Source organism: Streptomyces goshikiensis (assembly GCF_014650555.1).
Lineage (GTDB): Bacteria > Actinomycetota > Actinomycetes > Streptomycetales > Streptomycetaceae > Streptomyces > Streptomyces goshikiensis.
Map to the genome: position 1 here is coordinate 119,723 of NZ_BMVE01000008.1, position 17,765 is coordinate 137,487.

Here is a 17,765-nt window from a genome sequence, read left to right on the forward strand (position 1 = left end):
CACCGGGCCCGGTGCGCGTGGCCGGGGCCGCGCGCCACCGGCCGTCGCGGAGCACCGGCAGGGCGACATCGTCGGCGAGCCGCCCGCCGGTGCCACGCGGCTCACCCCCACGAGTGAGGGGCGCACCCGGTGTTCCGGATGCGCCCCTCAACAGGCCTTGCGTGCGGTCGTACCGCGACGGGCTACGCGCCCCGGAGCACCGCCCCGGTCCGCTCGCCCGCCAGCGCCACCGCCGCGTCGCGCGCGGCCGTGGACTCCTCGGCCGTCAGCGTGCGGTCGGCCGCGCGGAAGCGCAGCGCGTACGCGAGGGACTTCTTGCCCTCGCCCACCTGCTCGCCGGTGAACACGTCGAACAGCCGCAGCGACTCCAGCAGTTCGCCCGCGCCCGCGCGCAGCGCGGCCTCCACCGCGGTAGCCGCGACCGTCGTGTCGACGATCAGCGCGACGTCCTGGGTCGCCACCGGGAAGGTGGAGATCCGGGGCGCCCGCACGGGCTCGCCGCCGGCCGCCGCGAGGCGGTCCAGGTCGAGCTCCATGGCGCTGGTGCGGGCCGGCAGGCCCATCGCCTTGACGACGCGCGGGTGCAGCTCACCGGCGTGACCGATGACCGTCTCCACCCCGTCCAGGGTGACGAGCAGCTCGGCGCACCGGCCCGGGTGCCACGGACCGTACTGGCCCTGGCGCACCACGAGCTCGGCGCCGGCCTCGACGGCCAGCGAGCGCGCCGCCTGGACGGCGTCCGCCCAGTCGGCCGGACGGCCCTTGCCCCACCAGCCGGCCTGCTCGCGCGCACCGGCCAGCACGACCGCGGCGTACCGCGGCTGCGCCGGCAGGGCGGCGTCGAGGGTGGCGATCTCCTCGTCCGTGGGACGGCGGTCGGCGGGCAGCCGTACGGCGACGCCCGGCTGGCTGCCGGCCCGGAAGACCGAACCGGTCTCGAAGAGCGCGAGGTCGTGGCTGCCCCGGCTGTCGTTGCGGCGCAGCGCGCCGAGCAGACCCGGCAGCAGCGTGGTGCGCAGCGCCGGCTCCTCGTCGGAGATCGGGTTGACGAGCCTGACCACCTGACGGGTGGCGTCGTGCGCGGACAGCTGGAGCTGGTCGAAGACGCCCTCGCCCAGGAACGGGTAGCTCAGCGCCTCGACGTAGCCCGCGCCGGCCAGCGCGCGGCCGACCCGGCGGTGCAGCTGCTGCCGGGCGGTCAGACCGCGGCCGGAGGGGACCTGCGGGAGGGTGGACGGGAGGTTCGCGTAGCCCTCCAGCCGGATGACCTCCTCGGCGAGGTCGTTGGGCTCGGCGAGGTCGGGCCGCCACGACGGGACGGTGACGACGAGCTCGTCCTGCCCGTAGACGTCGCAGCCGATCTCCTGGAGGCGGCGGACGACGGTCTCGCGGCCGTACTCCATGCCCGCGACCCGGTCGGGGTGGTTCGCGCTCATCGCGATGGTGCGCGGGGCGCCCGGCGCGATGAGCTCGGTGACGCCGGCCTCGGCGGTGCCGCCCGCGAGCAGGACGAGCAGGTCGACGGTCCGCTGCGCGGCCGCGGCGGCGGCCAGCGGGTCGACGCCCCGCTCGAAGCGCTTGGACGCCTCGGAGGACAGCTTCAGGCGGCGGGCGGTGCGCGAGATCGACACGGAGTCGAAGTGCGCGGCCTCGATGACGACGTCCGTGGTCCCGGTGACCTGGCCGGTCTCCGGGTCGGTGACGGAGTCGGCGATCTCGGTGTTGGCGCCGCCCATGACACCGGCGAGCCCGATCGGGCCGCTGCTGTCGGTGATCACCAGGTCCTCGGCGTCGAGGATGCGCTTGACGCCGTCCAGCGTGGTGAACTCCTCGCCCTGCTCGGCGCGGCGGACGCCGATGGCGCCGTCGAGCCGCGAGCGGTCGTAGGCGTGCAGCGGCTGGCCGAGTTCGAGCATCACGTAGTTGGTGACGTCGACGGCGAGCGAGATCGGGCGCATGCCCGCCTTCTGCAGGCGGCGCGTGAGCCAGATCGGGGAGCGCGCCTCGGGGTCGAGGCCGGTGACGGTGCGCGCGGTGAAGCGGTCGCAGCCGGCCGGGTCCTCGACCTTGACGAGGTAGCCGTACGAGTTCGGCGCGGGCACGTCGAGCAGCGCCGGGTCGCGCAGCGGCAGGCCGTACGCGGTCGCCGCCTCGCGGGCGACACCGCGCAGGGACATGCAGTAGCCGCGGTCCGGGGTGATGTCGATGTCGAGGACCTCGTCGACGAGCTGGAGCAGCTCGATCGCGTCGGTGCCCACCTCGTGCTCCGGCGGCAGCACGATGATGCCGTGCGTGCCGTCGTCGCCCATGCCGAGCTCCTCGCCGGAGCAGATCATGCCGTGCGAGGTCTTGCCGTACGTCTTGCGCGAGGCGATCGCGAAGTCGCCGGGGAGCACCGCGCCGGGCAGGACCACGACGACCTTGTCGCCGACGGAGAAGTTCCGGGCGCCGCAGACGATCTCCTGCGGCTCGCCGGTGCCGTTGGCCCGGCCGACGTCGACCGTGCAGAAGCGGATCGGCTTGCGGAAGCCCTCCAGCTCCTCGATCGTCAGGACCTGACCGACGACGAGCGGGCCGGTGAGCCCGCCGCCGAGCTGCTCGACCGTCTCGACCTCAAGGCCGGCGTCGACGAGCTTGGCCGCGACGTCGCGACCGGTCTCACCGGCGGGGAGGTCGACGTACTCCCGCAGCCAGGAAAGCGGGACCCGCATCAGATCTCCATCCCGAACGGCCGGGTGAAACGGATGTCACCCTCGACCATGTCTCGCATGTCTTCGACGTTGTGGCGGAACATCAGCATCCGCTCGATGCCGAACCCGAAGGCGAACCCGCTGTACTTCTCCGGGTCCACACCGCAGGCGATGAGCACCTTGGGGTTGACCATGCCGCAGCCGCCGAGCTCGATCCAGCCCTCGCTGGAGCAGGTACGGCAGGGGCGGTCGGGGTTGCCCACCGACGCGCCGCGGCACACGTAGCACTGCATGTCCATCTCGGCGGACGGCTCGGTGAAGGGGAAGAAGTGCGGGCGCAGCCGCGTGGTGGTCTCTTCCCCGAACAGCTCCTTGACCATGTGGTCGATGGTGCCGCGCAGGTCCGCCATGGTCAGGCCCTCGTCCACGGCGAGCAGCTCGACCTGGTGGAAGACCGGGGTGTGCGTCGCGTCGAGCTCGTCGGTGCGGTACACCCGCCCCGGGCACACGATGTAGACGGGGGGCTTGCGCTCCAGCAGCGAGCGCGCCTGCACCGGGGAGGTGTGGGTGCGCAGCACGACGCCGGACTCGTCGCCCTCGGTGCCCTCGGGGCCCCGGACGAAGAAGGTGTCCTGCATCTGGCGCGCCGGGTGGTCGGGCGTGAAGTTGAGGGCGTCGAAGTTGAACCACTCCGCCTCGACCTCGGGGCCCTCCGCGACCTCGTAGCCCATGCCCACGAAGATGTCCGCGATGCGGTCCATCAGCGTGGTCAGGGGGTGCCGGGCGCCCGCCGGGACGCGGTCGTGGGGCAGCGTGACGTCCACGGCCTCCTCGACCAGCACCCGCTCGTCGCGCTCGGCTTCGAGCTCGACCGTGCGGGCCCCGAAGGCCTTGTTCACGGCGCCGCGGGCCTGTCCGACGCGCTTGCCCGCCTCGGCCTTGGCCTGGGGCGGCAGGGCGCCGATCTCCCGGTTGGCGAGCGCCAGGGGCGAGCGGTCGCCCATGTGCGCGGTCTTCGCCTCGCGGAGTTCGTCGAGGTCACCGGCGGACGCGAAGGCGGCGAGCGCCTCGTCCCGCATGCGCTCGATCTCTTCCGGTTTCAGTGCCTCGACCTCGACAGGGTCGTACGACTTGTTCGGTGCCGACATCTCTTCCCGTACTTCCGATGGCTGGCTGGTGGTCCCCGACGACTCGATCGACCTGATCGGACAAGGACACAAAGGTGCCAAAGGACGAGTCTAAAGGTCGCTGGGGGTGGAGGGAGCCCGTGGGCCACCTGGCGAGACCCCGCGCAGGGTTACTGCGTGAGATAGGCCGGGGCGGCGACGGGCAGGATAAATCGGAACTCGGCGCCGCCGCTGTGCCCGCGGCCCACCGTGATGGTGCCGCCGTGGGCCTCCACGATGCCCTTGACGATGTACAGGCCCAGGCCGGTGCCGCCGCGCTTGCTCCCCCGCCAGAAGCGGGTGAAGACGCGGGCCATCGACTCCTCGGGGATCCCGGGGCCTTCGTCGGTCACGGTGACGGCGGTTCCCTTCTCATGCGGCGACACGTCGATGGTGACCGTTCCGTCGCCGTGCCGCACTGCATTTTCCAGGAGGTTGCCGAGGATCTGGTCGATCTTGTCGGGATCGGCCCAGCAATCGGGGAGCGGCCGGCTGACGCGGACGAGGAACCGGTCGGGGGACTGGCCGTTCGCGGTCAGCGCCTGGACGTGCCGGCCGACGGCGGTCGCGAGGTCGACGGGCTGGCGGCGCACCTCCAGCCGCCCGGAGTCGATGCGGGAGATGTCGAGGAGCTCGGCGATCAGCCGGGTGACGCGGCCCGCGTCGGCGTCGACGGTCTCCAGCATCAGCCGCTTCTGGTCGTCGGTGAACCGCTCCCACTTGGCGAGCAGCGTCGCCGTGAAGCCCTTGACGGAGGTCAGCGGGGAGCGCAGCTCGTGCGCGACGGTCGCGATCAGCTCGGCATGGCTGCGCTCGGTGCGGCGCCGGGCCTCGGTGCCCCGCAGGGTGACCACGAGGCGGCGCAGCGGCCCGGTCGGGTGGGTGCGCACGTAGCGGGCGGAGACGAGCACCTCGCGGCCGCCGGGGAGCAGCAGGTTCCGCTCGGGCTGGCCGCGCCGGGTGGCCAGTCCCCCGTACGGGTCGGTCAGCGTCCACCAGCGGCGGCCTTCGAGGTCCTCCAGCGGCAGCGCCCGGTCGATCAGGTCGCCGAGGGCGTCCCCCGCCTTCAGGGCGGTGATCCGGGCGGCGGCGGAGTTGAAGCAGATGACCCGGCCGGCGTCGTCGGCGATGACGAGCCCGTCGGGCAGGTCGTCCGGATCCATCCCGAGCCCGGAGAACGCGGCCGGGGCCGCGTCGACGGCCGCGGGCGAGCTGTTCGTACCGACGGTCATGTCCCCGTACCCCACATCTCCGAGTAGCGCAGTGGGCCCCCCGGGCCGCCACATTACTAGCTGGGGGTCACAGAGCGGCACCCTCCGGGAGCCCGCTGTGCACGCGCGGAGGCGTAGAGGCACACGGCGGCGGCCGTGGCGAGGTTCAGGCTCTCCGCCTTGCCGTGGATCGGGACCCGTACGACGGCGTCCGCCAGCGCCCGGGTCTCCTCCGGCAGGCCCCACGCCTCGTTGCCGAAGACCCAGGCCGAGGGGGTGCCCATGGTGCCCGCGTCGAGCTCGGCGTCCAGGTCGTCCTCGCCGGCCCCGTCTGCGGCGAGGATCCGTACGCCCGCGGCCCGCAGCCCCTCGACGGCCTGCTCGACCGGAACGCCGACCGCGACCGGCAGGTGGAAGAGGGAGCCCACGGAGGCCCGTACAGACTTCGGGTTGTACAGGTCCACGGAGGCGTCGGTCAGCACCACCGCGTCGGCGCCGGCGGCGTCCGCGCAGCGCAGTACGGTGCCGGCGTTGCCGGGGTCGCGGACGTGCGCGAGGACGGCGACCAGCTTCGGCCGGGCGGCCAGGATGTCCTCGAAGGGCGAGTCGAGGAAGTGGCAGACGCCGACCAGGCCCTGCGGCGTGACCGTCTGGGAGACCTCGGCGAGCACCTCGTCGCAGGCGTAGTGGACGCGCGCCCCGGCGGCCAGTGCGGCCTCGACGATGTCGTGGTAGCGCTCGGCGGCCTCGGCGGTTGCGAACAGCTCGATCAGGGTCGAGGCGCCCCCGGCGCCCCGGTGCTCCACGGCCTCGCGGACCGCCTGCGGACCTTCGGCGATGAAGCGGCGCTCCTTGGTGCGGAAGTTGCGTCGCGCCAGTCGCCTGGCGGCGGCCACCCGGGGGGACCGGGGGGAGATCAGCTCGGCGGGGGCGGGGGTACCCATGGCGGTCGGCTCGCTTCCGTACGTACTGCGGGTGAAAACGGGTGGTTCATCGACCCGGCGGGTCGTCGACAACGCACGGACCCGCAGGCACAGGGCCTGCGGGTCCGGGCTGAAGCCAGTGAGGCTCGCTGCGCGTAGCGGATCGCTTAGGCGGCGGCGGGGGCCTTCGGGGCGTTCACGTCGGCCGGGAGCGCCTTCTGCGCGACCTCGACGAGCGCGGCGAACGCGTTGGCGTCGTTGACGGCCAGCTCCGCGAGGATCTTGCGGTCCACCTCGATGTTGGCGGCCTTCAGACCCTGGATGAGGCGGTTGTAGGTCATGCCGTTCTGGCGGGCAGCGGCGTTGATGCGCTGGATCCACAGCTGACGGAAGTCGCCCTTGCGCTTCTTGCGGTCGTTGAAGTTGTAGACCAGCGAGTGGGTGACCTGCTCCTTGGCCTTGCGGTACAGGCGCGAACGCTGACCGCGGTAGCCGGAGGCAGCCTCGAGGATCGCCCGGCGCTTCTTGTGGGCGTTTACTGCCCGCTTGACGCGTGCCACTTTTTACTCCTTGTAGCGGGGCCGTGGGTGTCTTCACACGGCCCGAAATTCGATGGGGTCCCGGTCATGCCGTCCCGCTCCCGGGAGGGAGCGGAGACGTCAGATGCCGAGAAGCTTCTTGATCTTCGCGGCGTCGCCCGGGGCCATCTCGGCGTTGCCGGTGAGGCGACGCGTCAGCTTGGACGACTTGTGCTCGAGCAGGTGGCGCTTGCCGGCGCGCTCGCGCAGGATCTTGCCGGAGCCGGTCACCTTGAAGCGCTTCTTGGTACCGCTGTGCGTCTTGTTCTTCGGCATAGCGCCGTTATCTCCTCGTCGGTGGCGCTCCCGCCGGTCCGGTCCGCTGGGCGGACCGGGCACGCGGGAGCGTCATGTTGTGTCGGTGACCCGGGACGGGCTGTCCCTGGATCAGGCCTAGGCAGATGCCTCGTGAGAGGTCGGTGCCTCGACGTCCTCGGCAACCTCGGCAGAGGCGGCAGCCTCGTCGGTGGCGCTGTCCGCCTCGACGGTGGCGTCCTCGGAAGGAGCCTCCTCGTCGGTGGCGGAAACACCCTGGCGCTCGGCCTTGCGGGCGGCCTGCGCCTCGCGGGCTTCGGCCATCGCCTCGGTCTTCTTCTTGTGCGGACCGAGAACCATGATCATGTTTCGGCCGTCCTGCTTCGGGTTCGACTCGATGAACCCGAGGTCCTCGACGTCCGAGGCGAGACGCTGCAGCAGTCGGTAGCCGAGTTCCGGCCGGGACTGCTCGCGACCACGGAACATGATCGTGATCTTGACCTTGTCGCCCTGCTTGAGGAACCGAACGACGTGACCCTTCTTGGTGTCATAGTCGTGCGGGTCGATCTTCGGCCGGAGCTTCATTTCCTTGATGACCGTGTGCGCCTGGTTCTTGCGCGCCTCACGGGCCTTCATGGCCGACTCGTACTTGAACTTGCCGTAGTCCATGAGCTTGCAGACCGGCGGGCGTGCGGACGCCGCGACCTCGACCAGGTCCAGGTCGTACTCCTGCGCGAGCTCAAGCGCCTTCGCAAGCGGGACGATGCCCACCTGCTCGCCGCTGGGACCGACGAGTCGCACCTCAGGGACACGAATCCGATCGTTGATGCGGGGCTCGGTGCTGATGGATCCTCCTCGGTAGCACCACACGGCTGTCTGGCAGACAGCCGCTGACGTTTTTCCGTCAGACCGACCGCGGCGGGGAAAACAAAAATGCCCCGCCGGGCACAGGCAGGGGCTCCAACACAACCGGAGCACCTCCGCATGCGAACCGCGGGGCGCAAACTCGGGCAGCTTCCCATCGTCCGTACGGAACGATGGACACCGCCTGACCGGATGACCCGCCGCCCGTGAGGGCAGTCAGGTGGGAGATCGGAGCCTCCACTTGTGGGCCGGGCACACAGGTGTCCGGCCGGTCGAAGTACATACTAGCACCCGCGTTGCAAGGCCGCCGCACGGCATATCGTGGGACACATGACTGACGCGACGTTTCCCCTTGACTCCACCGATTCCGCCCCGGCCCCCGACTTCGACTCCATGACCCGCGACATCGCGGACGTGCCCGCCGTCGAGGTCATCACCACGGTGGCCGTGCACCTGATGAGCGCCGCCGCGGTCAACCTGGGGCTCGACAAGCCGGACTCCGAGCACAAGGACCTCGACGAGGCCCGCAAGCTGATCCAGGCGCTGGCCGGCCTGATCACCGCGAGCGCCACCGAGATCAGCTCCTTCCACGCGGCCCCCCTGCGCGACGGCCTGAAGTCGCTGCAGCTCGCCTTCCGCGAGGCCTCCGTCGTCCCGGACGAGCCGGGCCAGGGTCCGGGCGAGAAGTTCACGGGCCCGGTGTACGCGTAGCCGTCCCCGCCCCCGCGCGCGGCCGTACGCGCGCGGGGGCGGAACGAGGAGGAGGCCGGGGCCTGAAGCCCCGGCCTCCTCCTCGTTCCGGCCGCCCTTACGGGCGCGTGTACAGGGGCTCGCCGGGCGGGTTCGGTGCCTGCGCCGGCAGCAGCGCCAGGTTCAGCCCGCGCACCAGGCGTCCGCGCAGGGTCGCGTCGCCGGCCAGCGCCTCGGCGACCCGGCGGGCCGCCGCCTGGGCGGCTGCGGCGTCACCGGCCAGCGCGATGGCGAGGGTGCCGTCGGCGTCGGCGCCGCCGGGGCCCAGGTGGGCGCGGAGTACGGCGGGCTCCCCGGCCACGGCGGCCCGTACGGCCTCCCGCACCGCGGGATCGGCCAGCGGGCCGGCGTCCGTACGGCCCTCGGCGAGGGCGCGCAGGGCGGCGCCGGTGAGTTCGTAGCTGACCGGGCCCGCCAGGTCGAGGACCACGGTGTCGGCCTTCTCGTGCGCGGCGGCCTTGAGGGCCTGGTGCAGCGGGACGGCCACCGGCCGGGCCGCCGGGTCCCAGAGCGCGAGCGAGGCGATGGAGGTGAAGGCGGGCAGCGCCCGACGGTCCCCTGCCTGGAGGGTGGGGACGGCCATGTCGCTGGTCTTCTCGCGCTTGAGCCCGGTCTCCGGGTCGGTCTCCACCTCGCCGAGGACCGCGACGACGGGCACCAGCAGGCGGGCGTCCGCCAGCGCCGCCAGCACCTCGGGCTCGTGGGCCCTGTCCTCGGCCCAGGCGGCCAGGGCCGCGCTCAGCCGGGGGTCGGCGGAGCCGTCGTCGTCGGAGAAGCCGGGGTCGGGGATGTTTTTGTTCGCCACAGTTACCCGACCCTATCCCGGCCCGGGCCGCCGCGGCCGCCGGGCCAGTACGAGGGCCAGCGCGAGCAGCGCCACCCCGGCGGCGGCCGCCCCCACGGCCGCGAACCGGTCGCCGCGCCCGGGGGCCCGGGCGGGCTCGGGACCGGGGCCGAAGTAGGGCCGGCCGGCCGCGACGGGCGAGGGCACCGGCCGCTCCGGGCGCAGTCCCTCCGCGGCCTGGATCGCGGCGACGGGATCCGCCATCCCGTGGCCCCGGGAGTCGTCGCGGCCGCCGGGCGGGGTGTCGGAGGCGGTGTCCTCCAGCAGTTTCTTGACCTGGGCCGGGGACAGCCCGGGGTGGGCGGCCTTGACCAGGGCGACGGAGCCGGAGACGAAGGCCGCGGCGGCGCTGGTGCCCCAGCCCTCGTAGTAGGAGCGGTCGGGGTCGGCGATGACCACGTCGACGCCGGGGGCGCTGACGGTGGCGTACCAGTTGCGGGTGGAGAAGGCGGCCTTGCGGCCGCGGCGGTCGACGGCGGCGACGGCGATGACCCCGGGGTAGGCGGCCGGGTAGGAGACGGGGTCGCCCTGTTTGCCGCTGTTGCCGGCGGAGGCCACGACGACGACGCCCTTGGCGAGGGCGTACTGGACGGCCTCGTCCTCGGCGGCCTCGTGGTGCGCGGACTCGCTGTCGTCGCCGAGGGACATGCTGATCACGTCGGCGCCGTGGTCGGCGGCCCAGCGGATGCCCTCGGCGAGGGCGCCGCCCTTGCTCTCGCGGGCCTTGGCGCGGCCGGGGTCGCCCTCTTCGAGGATCACCCGGACCGGGAGGATCTTCGCCTGGGGGGCGATGCCGAGGACGCCCTGGCTGCGGTTGGCCCCGTGGCCGTGCCCGGCGATGATGCCGGCCATGGCGGTGCCGTGGCGGGCCCAGGCCCGGTCGCCGCGGCCGGCGCCCATGCCGATGAGGTCGGCGCCGCCCAGGACCTGCCCGGCGAGGTCGGGGTGGGTGTCGTCGACCCCGGTGTCGAGGACGGCGACGGTGACCCCGTCGCCCTGGGTGGTGCCCCAGGCCTCCTCGGCGCGCAGGGCGAGCAGGCCCCACTGGCGGTCGCGTATGGCGTCGACGGTGTCGGCCGCGGCGGCCGGGGGCGCGGCGGCCGCGGTGAGCAGGAGGGCGGCGAGCAGGAGGGCGACGGCCGGGTGACGGGTCCTGCCGGCGGGGCGGGGTCGGTTCATTTCGGGGGCTCCGGCGCGGTGGCGAGGGCCTGTACGGCGCGTCCCGTCCGGTCGGCGACGGCCTGCGCCTCGTGGCCGAGGCCGGCGCGGGCGACGGCTCCGGTGGCGTCCTTCTTCAGGAGGTCCCCGGCGGGGAGCGGCTTGTCCAGGGGGCGGCCGTCCGCGAAGGCGGAGACGGCGTAGACGACGACGGGGGCCTCGGGGAGGACCGTCGCGGTCCAGGCCGCGCGCTGCGGGTCGGTGAACCCGTAGGCGGGCGGGGCGGTGAGGCGCTCGCGCAGGCCGGCCATGGCGGTGGCGTCGGCGGGGGTGAAGACCAGGCCGACGGCGATCAGGGAGCTGCGGGTGGCGTCGGTGTAGGTGGCGCGGAGCACGCGGGTGCAGCCGGCGCCGGTCTCGGTGAGCAGGTCCTGCCACTCGGGGGCCAGCGCGGCCGCGCAGTCGGCGTCGGGGGCGAGGGCCACCCGGGTCCAGGTGCGGTCGGAGCCGCCGGGTCCGGCGGCTGCGCCGGCGAGGACGGGCGGGAAGAGGGTGTCCACGGGGGTGGCCCGCCAGAGCGAACCGGCCTTGCGGTAGGCGGCGTCGGCGGTCAGCGGGCGGTGCGCGGCTTGGTGTTCCCGCCAGCCGGTGATCCCGGCTCCGCCGAGGAGTCCGGCTCCGAGCAGTGCGCACAGGACGGCGGCCGTCAGGCGTCGGGGGGCGGGGCGGGGCACGGCTTCCGCGGGGAATTCGCTCTGCGGTGTCGACGTCGTCATGCGGCGGCTCAGCCCCCCGTTCGTCCGCTGCGGCCCCCCGTACTCTACGTCCGCCCCTGGTTCGTCCGCTCCGGCGGTCCCGCCGCCGCCGGGGTGGCGGTGGCGAGCGGGGCGCGGGCGGGGTGCGGGCGGCGGCTTCCGGGAGGGCGGCCGACGACGGGGCCGAGGGGTGAGACGGCCGGGTTCGGGGCCTACCCACCGGTAAAGGGGTCTGGCAAGCTGCCGCCATGACACCCCCCGCCGGAGGCGACCGGGCCCGGTACGACCGGGCCACCGCCCACCTCGACGCGCCGCTGGCCATCGTCGACCTCGACGCCTTCGACGCCAACGCCGACGACCTCGTGCGCCGGGCCGGCGGGAAGCCGGTCCGCGTGGCCAGCAAGTCCGTCCGGTGCCGTGCGCTCCTGGAACGGGTCCTGGCCCGGCCCGGGTTCGCCGGGATCATGTCGTACACCCTCGCCGAGAGCCTGTGGCTCGCCCGCTCCGGGTTCGAGGACGTGCTGCTCGCCTATCCCTCCGCCGACCGCGCCGGGTTCGCCGAGCTCGCCGGGGACCCCAAACTGGCCGCCGCCGTCACCGTGATGGTCGACGATCCGGCCCAGCTGGAGCTGATCGACCGCTCCCGCGGCGGCGGCGCCCAGGAGATCCGGGTCTGTCTGGAGCTCGACACCGCGCTCCGGCTCCTCGGCGGCAAGCTGCGCGTCGGCGCCCTGCGTTCGCCGCTGCGCGAGCCCGCCCAGCTCGCGGACCTGGCGCGCGCCGTCTCCGCCCGGCCGGGCTTCCGGGTCGTCGGGGTCATGGGCTACGAGGGCCATGTCGCGGGGGTCGGGGACGCCCTCGCGGGGCGGCCGCTGCGCTCGCGGGTCATCCGCCTCATGCAGGCCGCCGCCCGCAAGGAACTCGCGGGCCGCCGGGCCGAGGCCGTCCGGGCCGTGCGCTCCGTGGTCCCGGACCTGGAGTTCGTCAACGGCGGCGGCACCGGCAGCGTCCAGCAGACCGCCGCCGAGGAAGCCGTCACGGAGATCGCCGCCGGTTCGGGGCTCTTCGTACCGCGCCTGTTCGACAACTACACCTCGTTCCGGGGCCGTCCCGCCGCGCTGTTCGCGCTGCCGGTGGTCCGCCGGCCCGGGGTCGGCGTGGTCACGGTGCTGGGTGGCGGCTACCCCGCCTCCGGTGCGGCCGGGGCCGACCGGCTGCCGGTCCCGTACCTTCCGCAGGGGCTGCGCTACGACCCGCAGGAGGGCGCCGGCGAGGTGCAGACCCCGCTGCTCGGCGGCCCGGCCGACGATCTGCTGATCGGCGACCGGGTCTGGTTCCGGCACGCGAAGGCGGGGGAACTGTGCGAGCGGTTCGACGCGTTGCACCTGGTCGAGGGCGACCGGGTGACGGCCACCGCCGCGACCTACCGGGGCGAGGGCCGCACCTTCCTCTGAGAGGAGGGGCCTGCGGGAGCTAGGAGGCCGCGTACACCGTGTCCGTCTGGTCGGGGATGACGCTGGTGTCACCCCGGCGGACGGGGCCCGGCGTGCCGTCGTGGTCCACGTACCCGCTCGTCGCGCAGGGGTAGGGCGTGGCCTTGCGCTTCTTCGGCTCGATGAACATGGGGTTCACGATCCACTTGCCGTCGCTGTTGTCGTAGGCGCGGCACATCAGCTCGTTCTTGTTCCGGTTGACCACGAGCCGCAGCGCGGTCGCGTCCCGCAGGAACGAGATGTCGGTGTCGGAGTCGCCCGCGGCGAACACCTGCCGGCGCGCGGCCGGCTGGACCTTCTCGGCGGCGGCGCCGCGGACGCCGAAGATCTCCTTGTTGATCCAGCAGCGCTTGCCGTCGACGTACGTGATCATCGTGTCGGCGCCGTCCCGCACCGATCCGCAGCCCTCCAGGTGCGGGGTGAACTTCCCGCCTCGGGAGGTGACGTTGCGGATGCCGATGACGTGGCCGGCGTCGATGCCGACGCCCTCGGCCCACACCTCGACGACCGGCTGCGGCGAGGCCGAGCTGATCCACACGTCGAAGCCGGCCTTCTGCAGGCTCTTGACGAGGTCCCGCTGCTGGTCGTAGTAGCGGACCCAGCCGGTGACTTTGGCGCTGCCGACCTGCTGTGTGGCGCCGACCGGCGCCGCCAGGTTCTCGGCGCGGGCGGCGGCCGCGAAGCCGCGGACCTCGCGCGCGGTCCAGCCCTGCATCAGCTGCGGGAGCCAGGCGTAGCCGGGTTCGGTCGTGCGCCGGTCCCAGCCCGCGAAGGCGGCGGCCCCGCCGCGGGTCGTGGCGCTCCCGTAGACGGCGTTGATCTCGTCGGCGCAGCCGGCGCCCTCGGGGGTCCCGGTGGGCAGCGGGGCGCCGGGGCGGGCGAGCGCGCCGCAGGCGTCGGCGAGCGCCGCGGTGGCGGCCGGGGTGAGGAAGCGGCTGGTGGTGGCCCAGTCGCCGGCGGCGGGCTGGCGGATCTTCCCGCCCCGCAGCAGCCAGAACATGGTGGCGTCGCCGACGTCGTTCTTGACGACGGTGTTGTCCCAGTCGAAGACGGCGACGGGCTTCTCGCGGCTCGGCCGGTACGGGGCGCAGCGGCCGTACTGGTCGATCAGCTGCTGGAGGCGGGCCTGGTTGTCCCCGTACCAGCCGGCCGCGAGCTTCGGGGTGACGCAGTGGCCGCCGGGGCGGGCGGCCTGGGCGGCGGGCGCGGTGGCGACGAGTGCGGCGGTGATCGCGGCGGCGGCGCCGACGGACTGGAGCCGTCGTGCGGTGCTACGTGGGGTCACTGAGGTGAACGCTCCCTTTTCTTATGAAGATCATCTCGGACGGTAAACCCGACAGCCGGGCGTCGCGCGACGCCCGGCTGTCGGGTGGGTGGAGTACGGGTGAACGCCGGGGGGGGGAGCCCCGGCGCCCGCCCGTGGGTCCGGCTACAGCGGGGTGACGTACGCCCCGGAGATGCCGCCGTCGACGAGGAAATCGGTGGCGTTGATGAAGGAGGAGTCGTCGCTGGCGAGGAAGGCCACGGCGGCGGCGATCTCGGTGGGCTCGGCGAACCGGCCCAGCGGGATGTGGACGAGGCGGCGGGCGGCCCGCTCCGGGTCCTTGGCGAACAGCTCCTGCAGCAGCGGGGTGTTGACGGGTCCCGGGCACAGGGCGTTGACGCGGATGCCCTCGCGGGCGAACTGGACGCCGAGCTCGCGGGACATGGCGAGCACGCCGCCCTTGGAGGCGGTGTAGGAGATCTGCGAGGTCGCGGCGCCCATGATGGCCACGAACGAGGCGGTGTTGATGATCGAGCCGCGGCCCTGACGCTGCATGTAGGGCAGGGCGGCCTTGCAGCACAGGTAGACGGAGGTGAGGTTGACGTCCTGGACGCGCTTCCAGGCCTCCAGGCCGGTGGTCAGGATCGAGTCGTCGTCCGGGGGCGAGATGCCCGCGTTGTTGAAGGCGATGTCGACCGAGCCGTAGGTGTCGAAGGCGGTCTTGAACAGGGCCTCGACCTCCTCGGGGCTGGTGACGTCGACCTTGACGAACAGGCCGCCCACTTCCTCGGCGGCGGCCTTGCCGGCGCTCTCGTCGATGTCCGCGCAGACCACGTTGGCGCCTTCGGAGGCGAGCCGGCGGGCGGTGGCGAGACCGATGCCGCTGCCGGCTCCGGTGATGACGGCGGTACGGCCGACCAAGCGGCGGCAGACGATCTCTTCGTGGGACGCAGTGGTCATGTGTTTCAGGCCTCCGTGCTGATGAAGACGTTCTTGGTCTCGGTGAAAGCGGTGAGGGCGTCCGGTCCGAGCTCGCGGCCGAGCCCGGACTGCTTGTAGCCGCCGAAGGGGGTCCAGTAGCGGACGCTGCTGTGGGAGTTGACGGACAGGTTGCCCGCGGCGACGGCGCGCGAGACGCGCAGCGCGCGGCCGACGTCGCGGGTCCACAGGGAGCCGGAGAGCCCGTACTCGGTGGCGTTGGCCAGGCGTACGGCCTCCTCCTCGTCCTCGAAGGGCAGGACGACGGCGACCGGGCCGAAGACCTCCTCGACCGCCACGGGCGCGGTGGGGGCGACGCCGGTGACGAGGGTCGGGGGGTGCCAGAAGCCGCGGCCCCCGGGGGCGCTGCCGCGGATCGCGGTGAGGTCGTCGGTGACGTACGACCGCACCCGGTCCAGTTGCGACCGTGAGATCAGCGGCCCCATCTGGGTCTTCTCGTCCGCCGGGTCTCCGACGACGACGCCCTCGATCCCGGGCGCGACCAGCTCCAGGAACCGGTCGTACACCGAGCGCTGGACGAGGATCCGGGTACGGGCGCAGCAGTCCTGGCCGGTGTTGTCGAGGAAGGCCATGGGGGCCGCCGCGGCGGCGGCCTCCAGGTCGGCGTCCGCGAAGACGATGTTGGGGCTCTTGCCGCCGAGTTCGAGGGTGACCCTCTTCACCCGGTCGGCGCACTTGGCCATGATCTGCTTGCCGACCCGGGTGGAGCCGGTGAACACGATCTTCGCGACGCCCGGGTGCTCGACGAGCGCGTCGCCGGTGACGTCGCCGCGGCCGGGGAGCACCTGGAAGAGGTGCTCGGGGATCCCGGCTTCGAGGGCGAGTTCGGCGAGGCGCAGCGCGGTGAGCGGGGTTGTCTCGGCGGGCTTGAGGATGACGGCGTTGCCCGCGGCGAGTGCGGGGGCCAGGCCCCACGCGGCGATCGGCATGGGGAAGTTCCACGGGGCGATCACGCCGATGACGCCGAGGGGTTCGAGGAAGGTGACGTCGATGCCCCCGGCCACCGGGATCTGGCGGCCGGAGAGCCTCTCCACTCCCCCGGCGGCGAAGTCCAGCAGGTCACGTACGTTGCCGGCTTCCCAGCGGGCGTTGCCGACGGTGTGTCCGGCCTCCCGGACCTCCAGCTGGGCCAGTTCCTCGATGTGTCCGTCGACCACCGCGGCGAAGCGGCGCAGCAGCCTGGCCCGGTCGGCGGGGGCGGCCGCCGCCCAGCCGCGCTGGGCAGCGGCGGCTCGGGCGACGGCGGCGTCGACGTCGTCCCGTGTGGCGGCCGGGACGACGGCGACGATTTCCTCGGTGGCCGGGTTCAAGACGTCCAGCGCATCGGACACGTGGTGGCCTCTCAGGTGTGCGGTTCGGGGGTTTCCGGTGGTGCGGTGGGCGCCGTGGGCCCGGTTACAGGCGTTCGAAGGAGCGGCGCAGCTCCCAGTCGGTCACCGCGGAGTCGTAGGCGTCGAGTTCCACGCGCGCCATGTTCTTGTAGTGGGCGACCACCTCGGGGCCGAAGGCGGCCTTGGCGATCTCGCTGTTCTCCCAGAGCTCGGCGGCCTCGCGCAGGGTCGTCGGGACGTGGGCGAAGTCGGCGGTGTAGGCGTTGCCCGCGCAGGCGTCGGGCAGCTCCAGCCGGTGCTCGATGCCGTAGAGCCCGGCCGCGACCAGGCCGGCGACGGCGAGGTAGGGGTTGACGTCGCCGCCGGGGAGGCGGTTCTCGAAGCGCATCGAGCGGCCGTGGCCGACGACTCGGAGCGCACAGGTCCGGTTGTCCACGCCCCAGGCAACGGCGGTCGGCGCGAAGGATCCCGGCCGGAAACGCTTGTACGAGTTGATGTTCGGGGCGTAGAGAAGGGAGAAGTCGCGCAGCGCGGCCAGCTGGCCGGCCAGGAAGTGCCGCATCACCGGGGACATTCCGCCCGGTCCGTCACCGGCCATCGCGTTGTGCCCGTCGGCGTCACCGAGGGAGAGGTGGATATGACAGGAGTTGCCCTCGCGCTCGTCGAACTTGGCCATGAAGGTGAGCGAGACGCCTTCCTGGGAGGCGATCTCCTTGGCCCCCGTCTTGTAGACGGCGTGCTGGTCGCAGGTGGTCAGCGCCTCGTCGTAGCGGAAGGCGATCTCGTGCTGCCCGAGGTTGCACTCGCCCTTCGCGGACTCGACGGTCAGGCCCGCGGCCTGCATCTCGTTGCGGATGCGGCGCAGCAGCGGCTCGACGCGGCCGGTGCCGAGGACGGAGTAGTCGATGTTGTACTGGTTGGCCGGGGTCAGGCCGCGGTAGTTGCTGTTCCAGGCCTGTTCGTAGGTGTCCTGGAACACCATGAACTCCAGCTCGGTCCCGACCATCGCGGTGTAGCCCTGCTCGGCGAGCCGGTCCAGCTGGCGGCGCAGGATCTGGCGGGGGGCCGCGACGACGGGCGTGCCGTCGTTCCAGGCCAGGTCGGCCATCAGGAAGGCGCTGCCCGGGTTCCAGGGAACGCGGCGCAGGGTGGCGAGGTCGGGGTGCATGGCGAAGTCGCCGTAGCCCCGGTCCCAGGAGGACATCTCGTATCCGTCGACCGTGTTCATGTCGGTGTCGACGGCGAGGAGGTAGTTGCAGCCCTCGGTGCCGTGCGCGAGGACCTCGTCGAGGAAGAACTGTGCGGCGAACCGCTTGCCCTGGAGGCGTCCCTGCATGTCGGGGAAGGCCAGGACCACTGTGTCGATCTCACCGCTGGCGACGAGGGCACGGAGCTCCTCGGGCGCGAGCGGCGGCTTGCGGTCTACCACTGGAATCTCTCCTTCGGTGAGCCGAGTGCGCCTAAGGTATTGAATAGAACCATTG

At 73.0% G+C, this 17,765-nt stretch carries 16 protein-coding genes; 2 read left to right on the forward strand and 14 right to left on the reverse strand.

Translation table 11 applies throughout. The features are described 5' to 3' along the window. Positions 1-182: 182 nt before the first annotated feature. From pheT to infC, 7 genes are all read right to left on the reverse strand, one after another. Positions 183-2,711 (reverse strand): phenylalanine--tRNA ligase subunit beta, encoded by a 2,529-nt coding sequence (pheT, locus tag IE248_RS23130; protein ID WP_100582389.1) that lies wholly within the window; start codon positions 2,709-2,711, stop codon positions 183-185. Further along, positions 2,711-3,838 carry a phenylalanine--tRNA ligase subunit alpha gene (gene pheS / locus IE248_RS23135; RefSeq protein ID WP_008741872.1) on the reverse strand — a complete coding sequence of 376 codons (1,128 nt, stop codon included), beginning with the start codon at positions 3,836-3,838 and terminating at the stop codon, positions 2,711-2,713. The genes pheT and pheS overlap by 1 nt, the downstream gene beginning before the upstream one ends. Positions 3,839-3,987: 149 nt before the next feature. Further along, entirely contained in the window at positions 3,988-5,088 is a 1,101-nt protein-coding gene (locus tag IE248_RS23140; protein WP_037793586.1) for a sensor histidine kinase, read from the reverse strand. Positions 5,089-5,144: 56 nt separating this feature from the next. Next, on the reverse strand, positions 5,145-6,011 hold the full coding sequence (locus IE248_RS23145) for a TrmH family RNA methyltransferase (protein WP_008741874.1): 867 nt from the start codon (positions 6,009-6,011) through the stop codon (positions 5,145-5,147). A gap of 146 nt (positions 6,012-6,157) precedes the next feature. Continuing rightward, positions 6,158-6,550, reverse strand: a complete 393-nt coding sequence (rplT, locus tag IE248_RS23150; protein WP_008741875.1) for a 50S ribosomal protein L20 — start codon at positions 6,548-6,550, stop codon at positions 6,158-6,160. 99 nt (positions 6,551-6,649) lie between these two features. After that, positions 6,650-6,844: a 50S ribosomal protein L35 gene (gene rpmI / locus IE248_RS23155; RefSeq protein ID WP_008741876.1), complete on the reverse strand. Its 195-nt coding sequence runs from the start codon at positions 6,842-6,844 to the stop codon at positions 6,650-6,652. Between the two features lie 117 nt (positions 6,845-6,961). After that, entirely contained in the window at positions 6,962-7,693 is a 732-nt protein-coding gene (gene infC, locus IE248_RS23160; RefSeq protein WP_008741877.1) for a translation initiation factor IF-3, read from the reverse strand. A gap of 324 nt (positions 7,694-8,017) precedes the next feature. Here infC and IE248_RS23165 point away from each other — a divergent pair, with 324 nt between their 5' ends. Next, a complete protein-coding gene (locus IE248_RS23165) occupies positions 8,018-8,398 on the forward strand; it encodes a DUF1844 domain-containing protein (protein ID WP_190031571.1) in 381 nt (126 codons plus the stop codon). 97 nt (positions 8,399-8,495) lie between these two features. Here the strand turns inward: IE248_RS23165 and IE248_RS23170 are convergent, their stop codons facing one another. The 3 genes from IE248_RS23170 to IE248_RS23180 are packed head-to-tail and all read right to left on the reverse strand — an operon-like array spanning position 8,496 to position 11,215. Then, positions 8,496-9,242, reverse strand: coding sequence for an SseB family protein (locus IE248_RS23170; RefSeq protein WP_037797254.1), 747 nt, complete (start codon positions 9,240-9,242; stop codon positions 8,496-8,498). Positions 9,243-9,254: 12 nt separating this feature from the next. After that, positions 9,255-10,460 (reverse strand): type VII secretion-associated serine protease mycosin, encoded by a 1,206-nt coding sequence (mycP, locus tag IE248_RS23175; protein WP_008741880.1) that lies wholly within the window; start codon positions 10,458-10,460, stop codon positions 9,255-9,257. Next, complete coding sequence (locus IE248_RS23180) at positions 10,457-11,215, reverse strand: hypothetical protein (RefSeq protein ID WP_190031572.1); 759 nt, start codon at positions 11,213-11,215, stop codon at positions 10,457-10,459. Before IE248_RS23180 ends, mycP begins: the two co-directional genes overlap by 4 nt. A 227-nt stretch (positions 11,216-11,442) precedes the next feature. Here IE248_RS23180 and IE248_RS23185 point away from each other — a divergent pair, with 227 nt between their 5' ends. After that, positions 11,443-12,648, forward strand: coding sequence for an amino acid deaminase/aldolase (locus IE248_RS23185; RefSeq protein ID WP_008741882.1), 1,206 nt, complete (start codon positions 11,443-11,445; stop codon positions 12,646-12,648). Positions 12,649-12,667: 19 nt separating this feature from the next. Here the strand turns inward: IE248_RS23185 and IE248_RS23190 are convergent, their stop codons facing one another. The 4 genes from IE248_RS23190 to IE248_RS23205 all read right to left on the reverse strand — a co-directional run bounded on the left by IE248_RS23190 (position 12,668) and on the right by IE248_RS23205 (position 17,710). Beyond that, on the reverse strand, positions 12,668-13,972 hold the full coding sequence (locus IE248_RS23190; RefSeq protein ID WP_229895469.1) for a haloacid dehalogenase-like hydrolase: 1,305 nt from the start codon (positions 13,970-13,972) through the stop codon (positions 12,668-12,670). Between the two features lie 144 nt (positions 13,973-14,116). Then, positions 14,117-14,911 (reverse strand): 3-oxoacyl-ACP reductase, encoded by a 795-nt coding sequence (locus IE248_RS23195; RefSeq protein WP_073795984.1) that lies wholly within the window; start codon positions 14,909-14,911, stop codon positions 14,117-14,119. 5 nt (positions 14,912-14,916) lie between these two features. Continuing rightward, a complete protein-coding gene (locus IE248_RS23200) occupies positions 14,917-16,281 on the reverse strand; it encodes an aldehyde dehydrogenase family protein (protein WP_190031573.1) in 1,365 nt (454 codons plus the stop codon). A gap of 64 nt (positions 16,282-16,345) precedes the next feature. Then, a complete protein-coding gene (locus IE248_RS23205) occupies positions 16,346-17,710 on the reverse strand; it encodes a glutamine synthetase family protein (RefSeq protein WP_008741886.1) in 1,365 nt (454 codons plus the stop codon). Between the last annotated feature and the right edge of the window lie 55 nt (positions 17,711-17,765).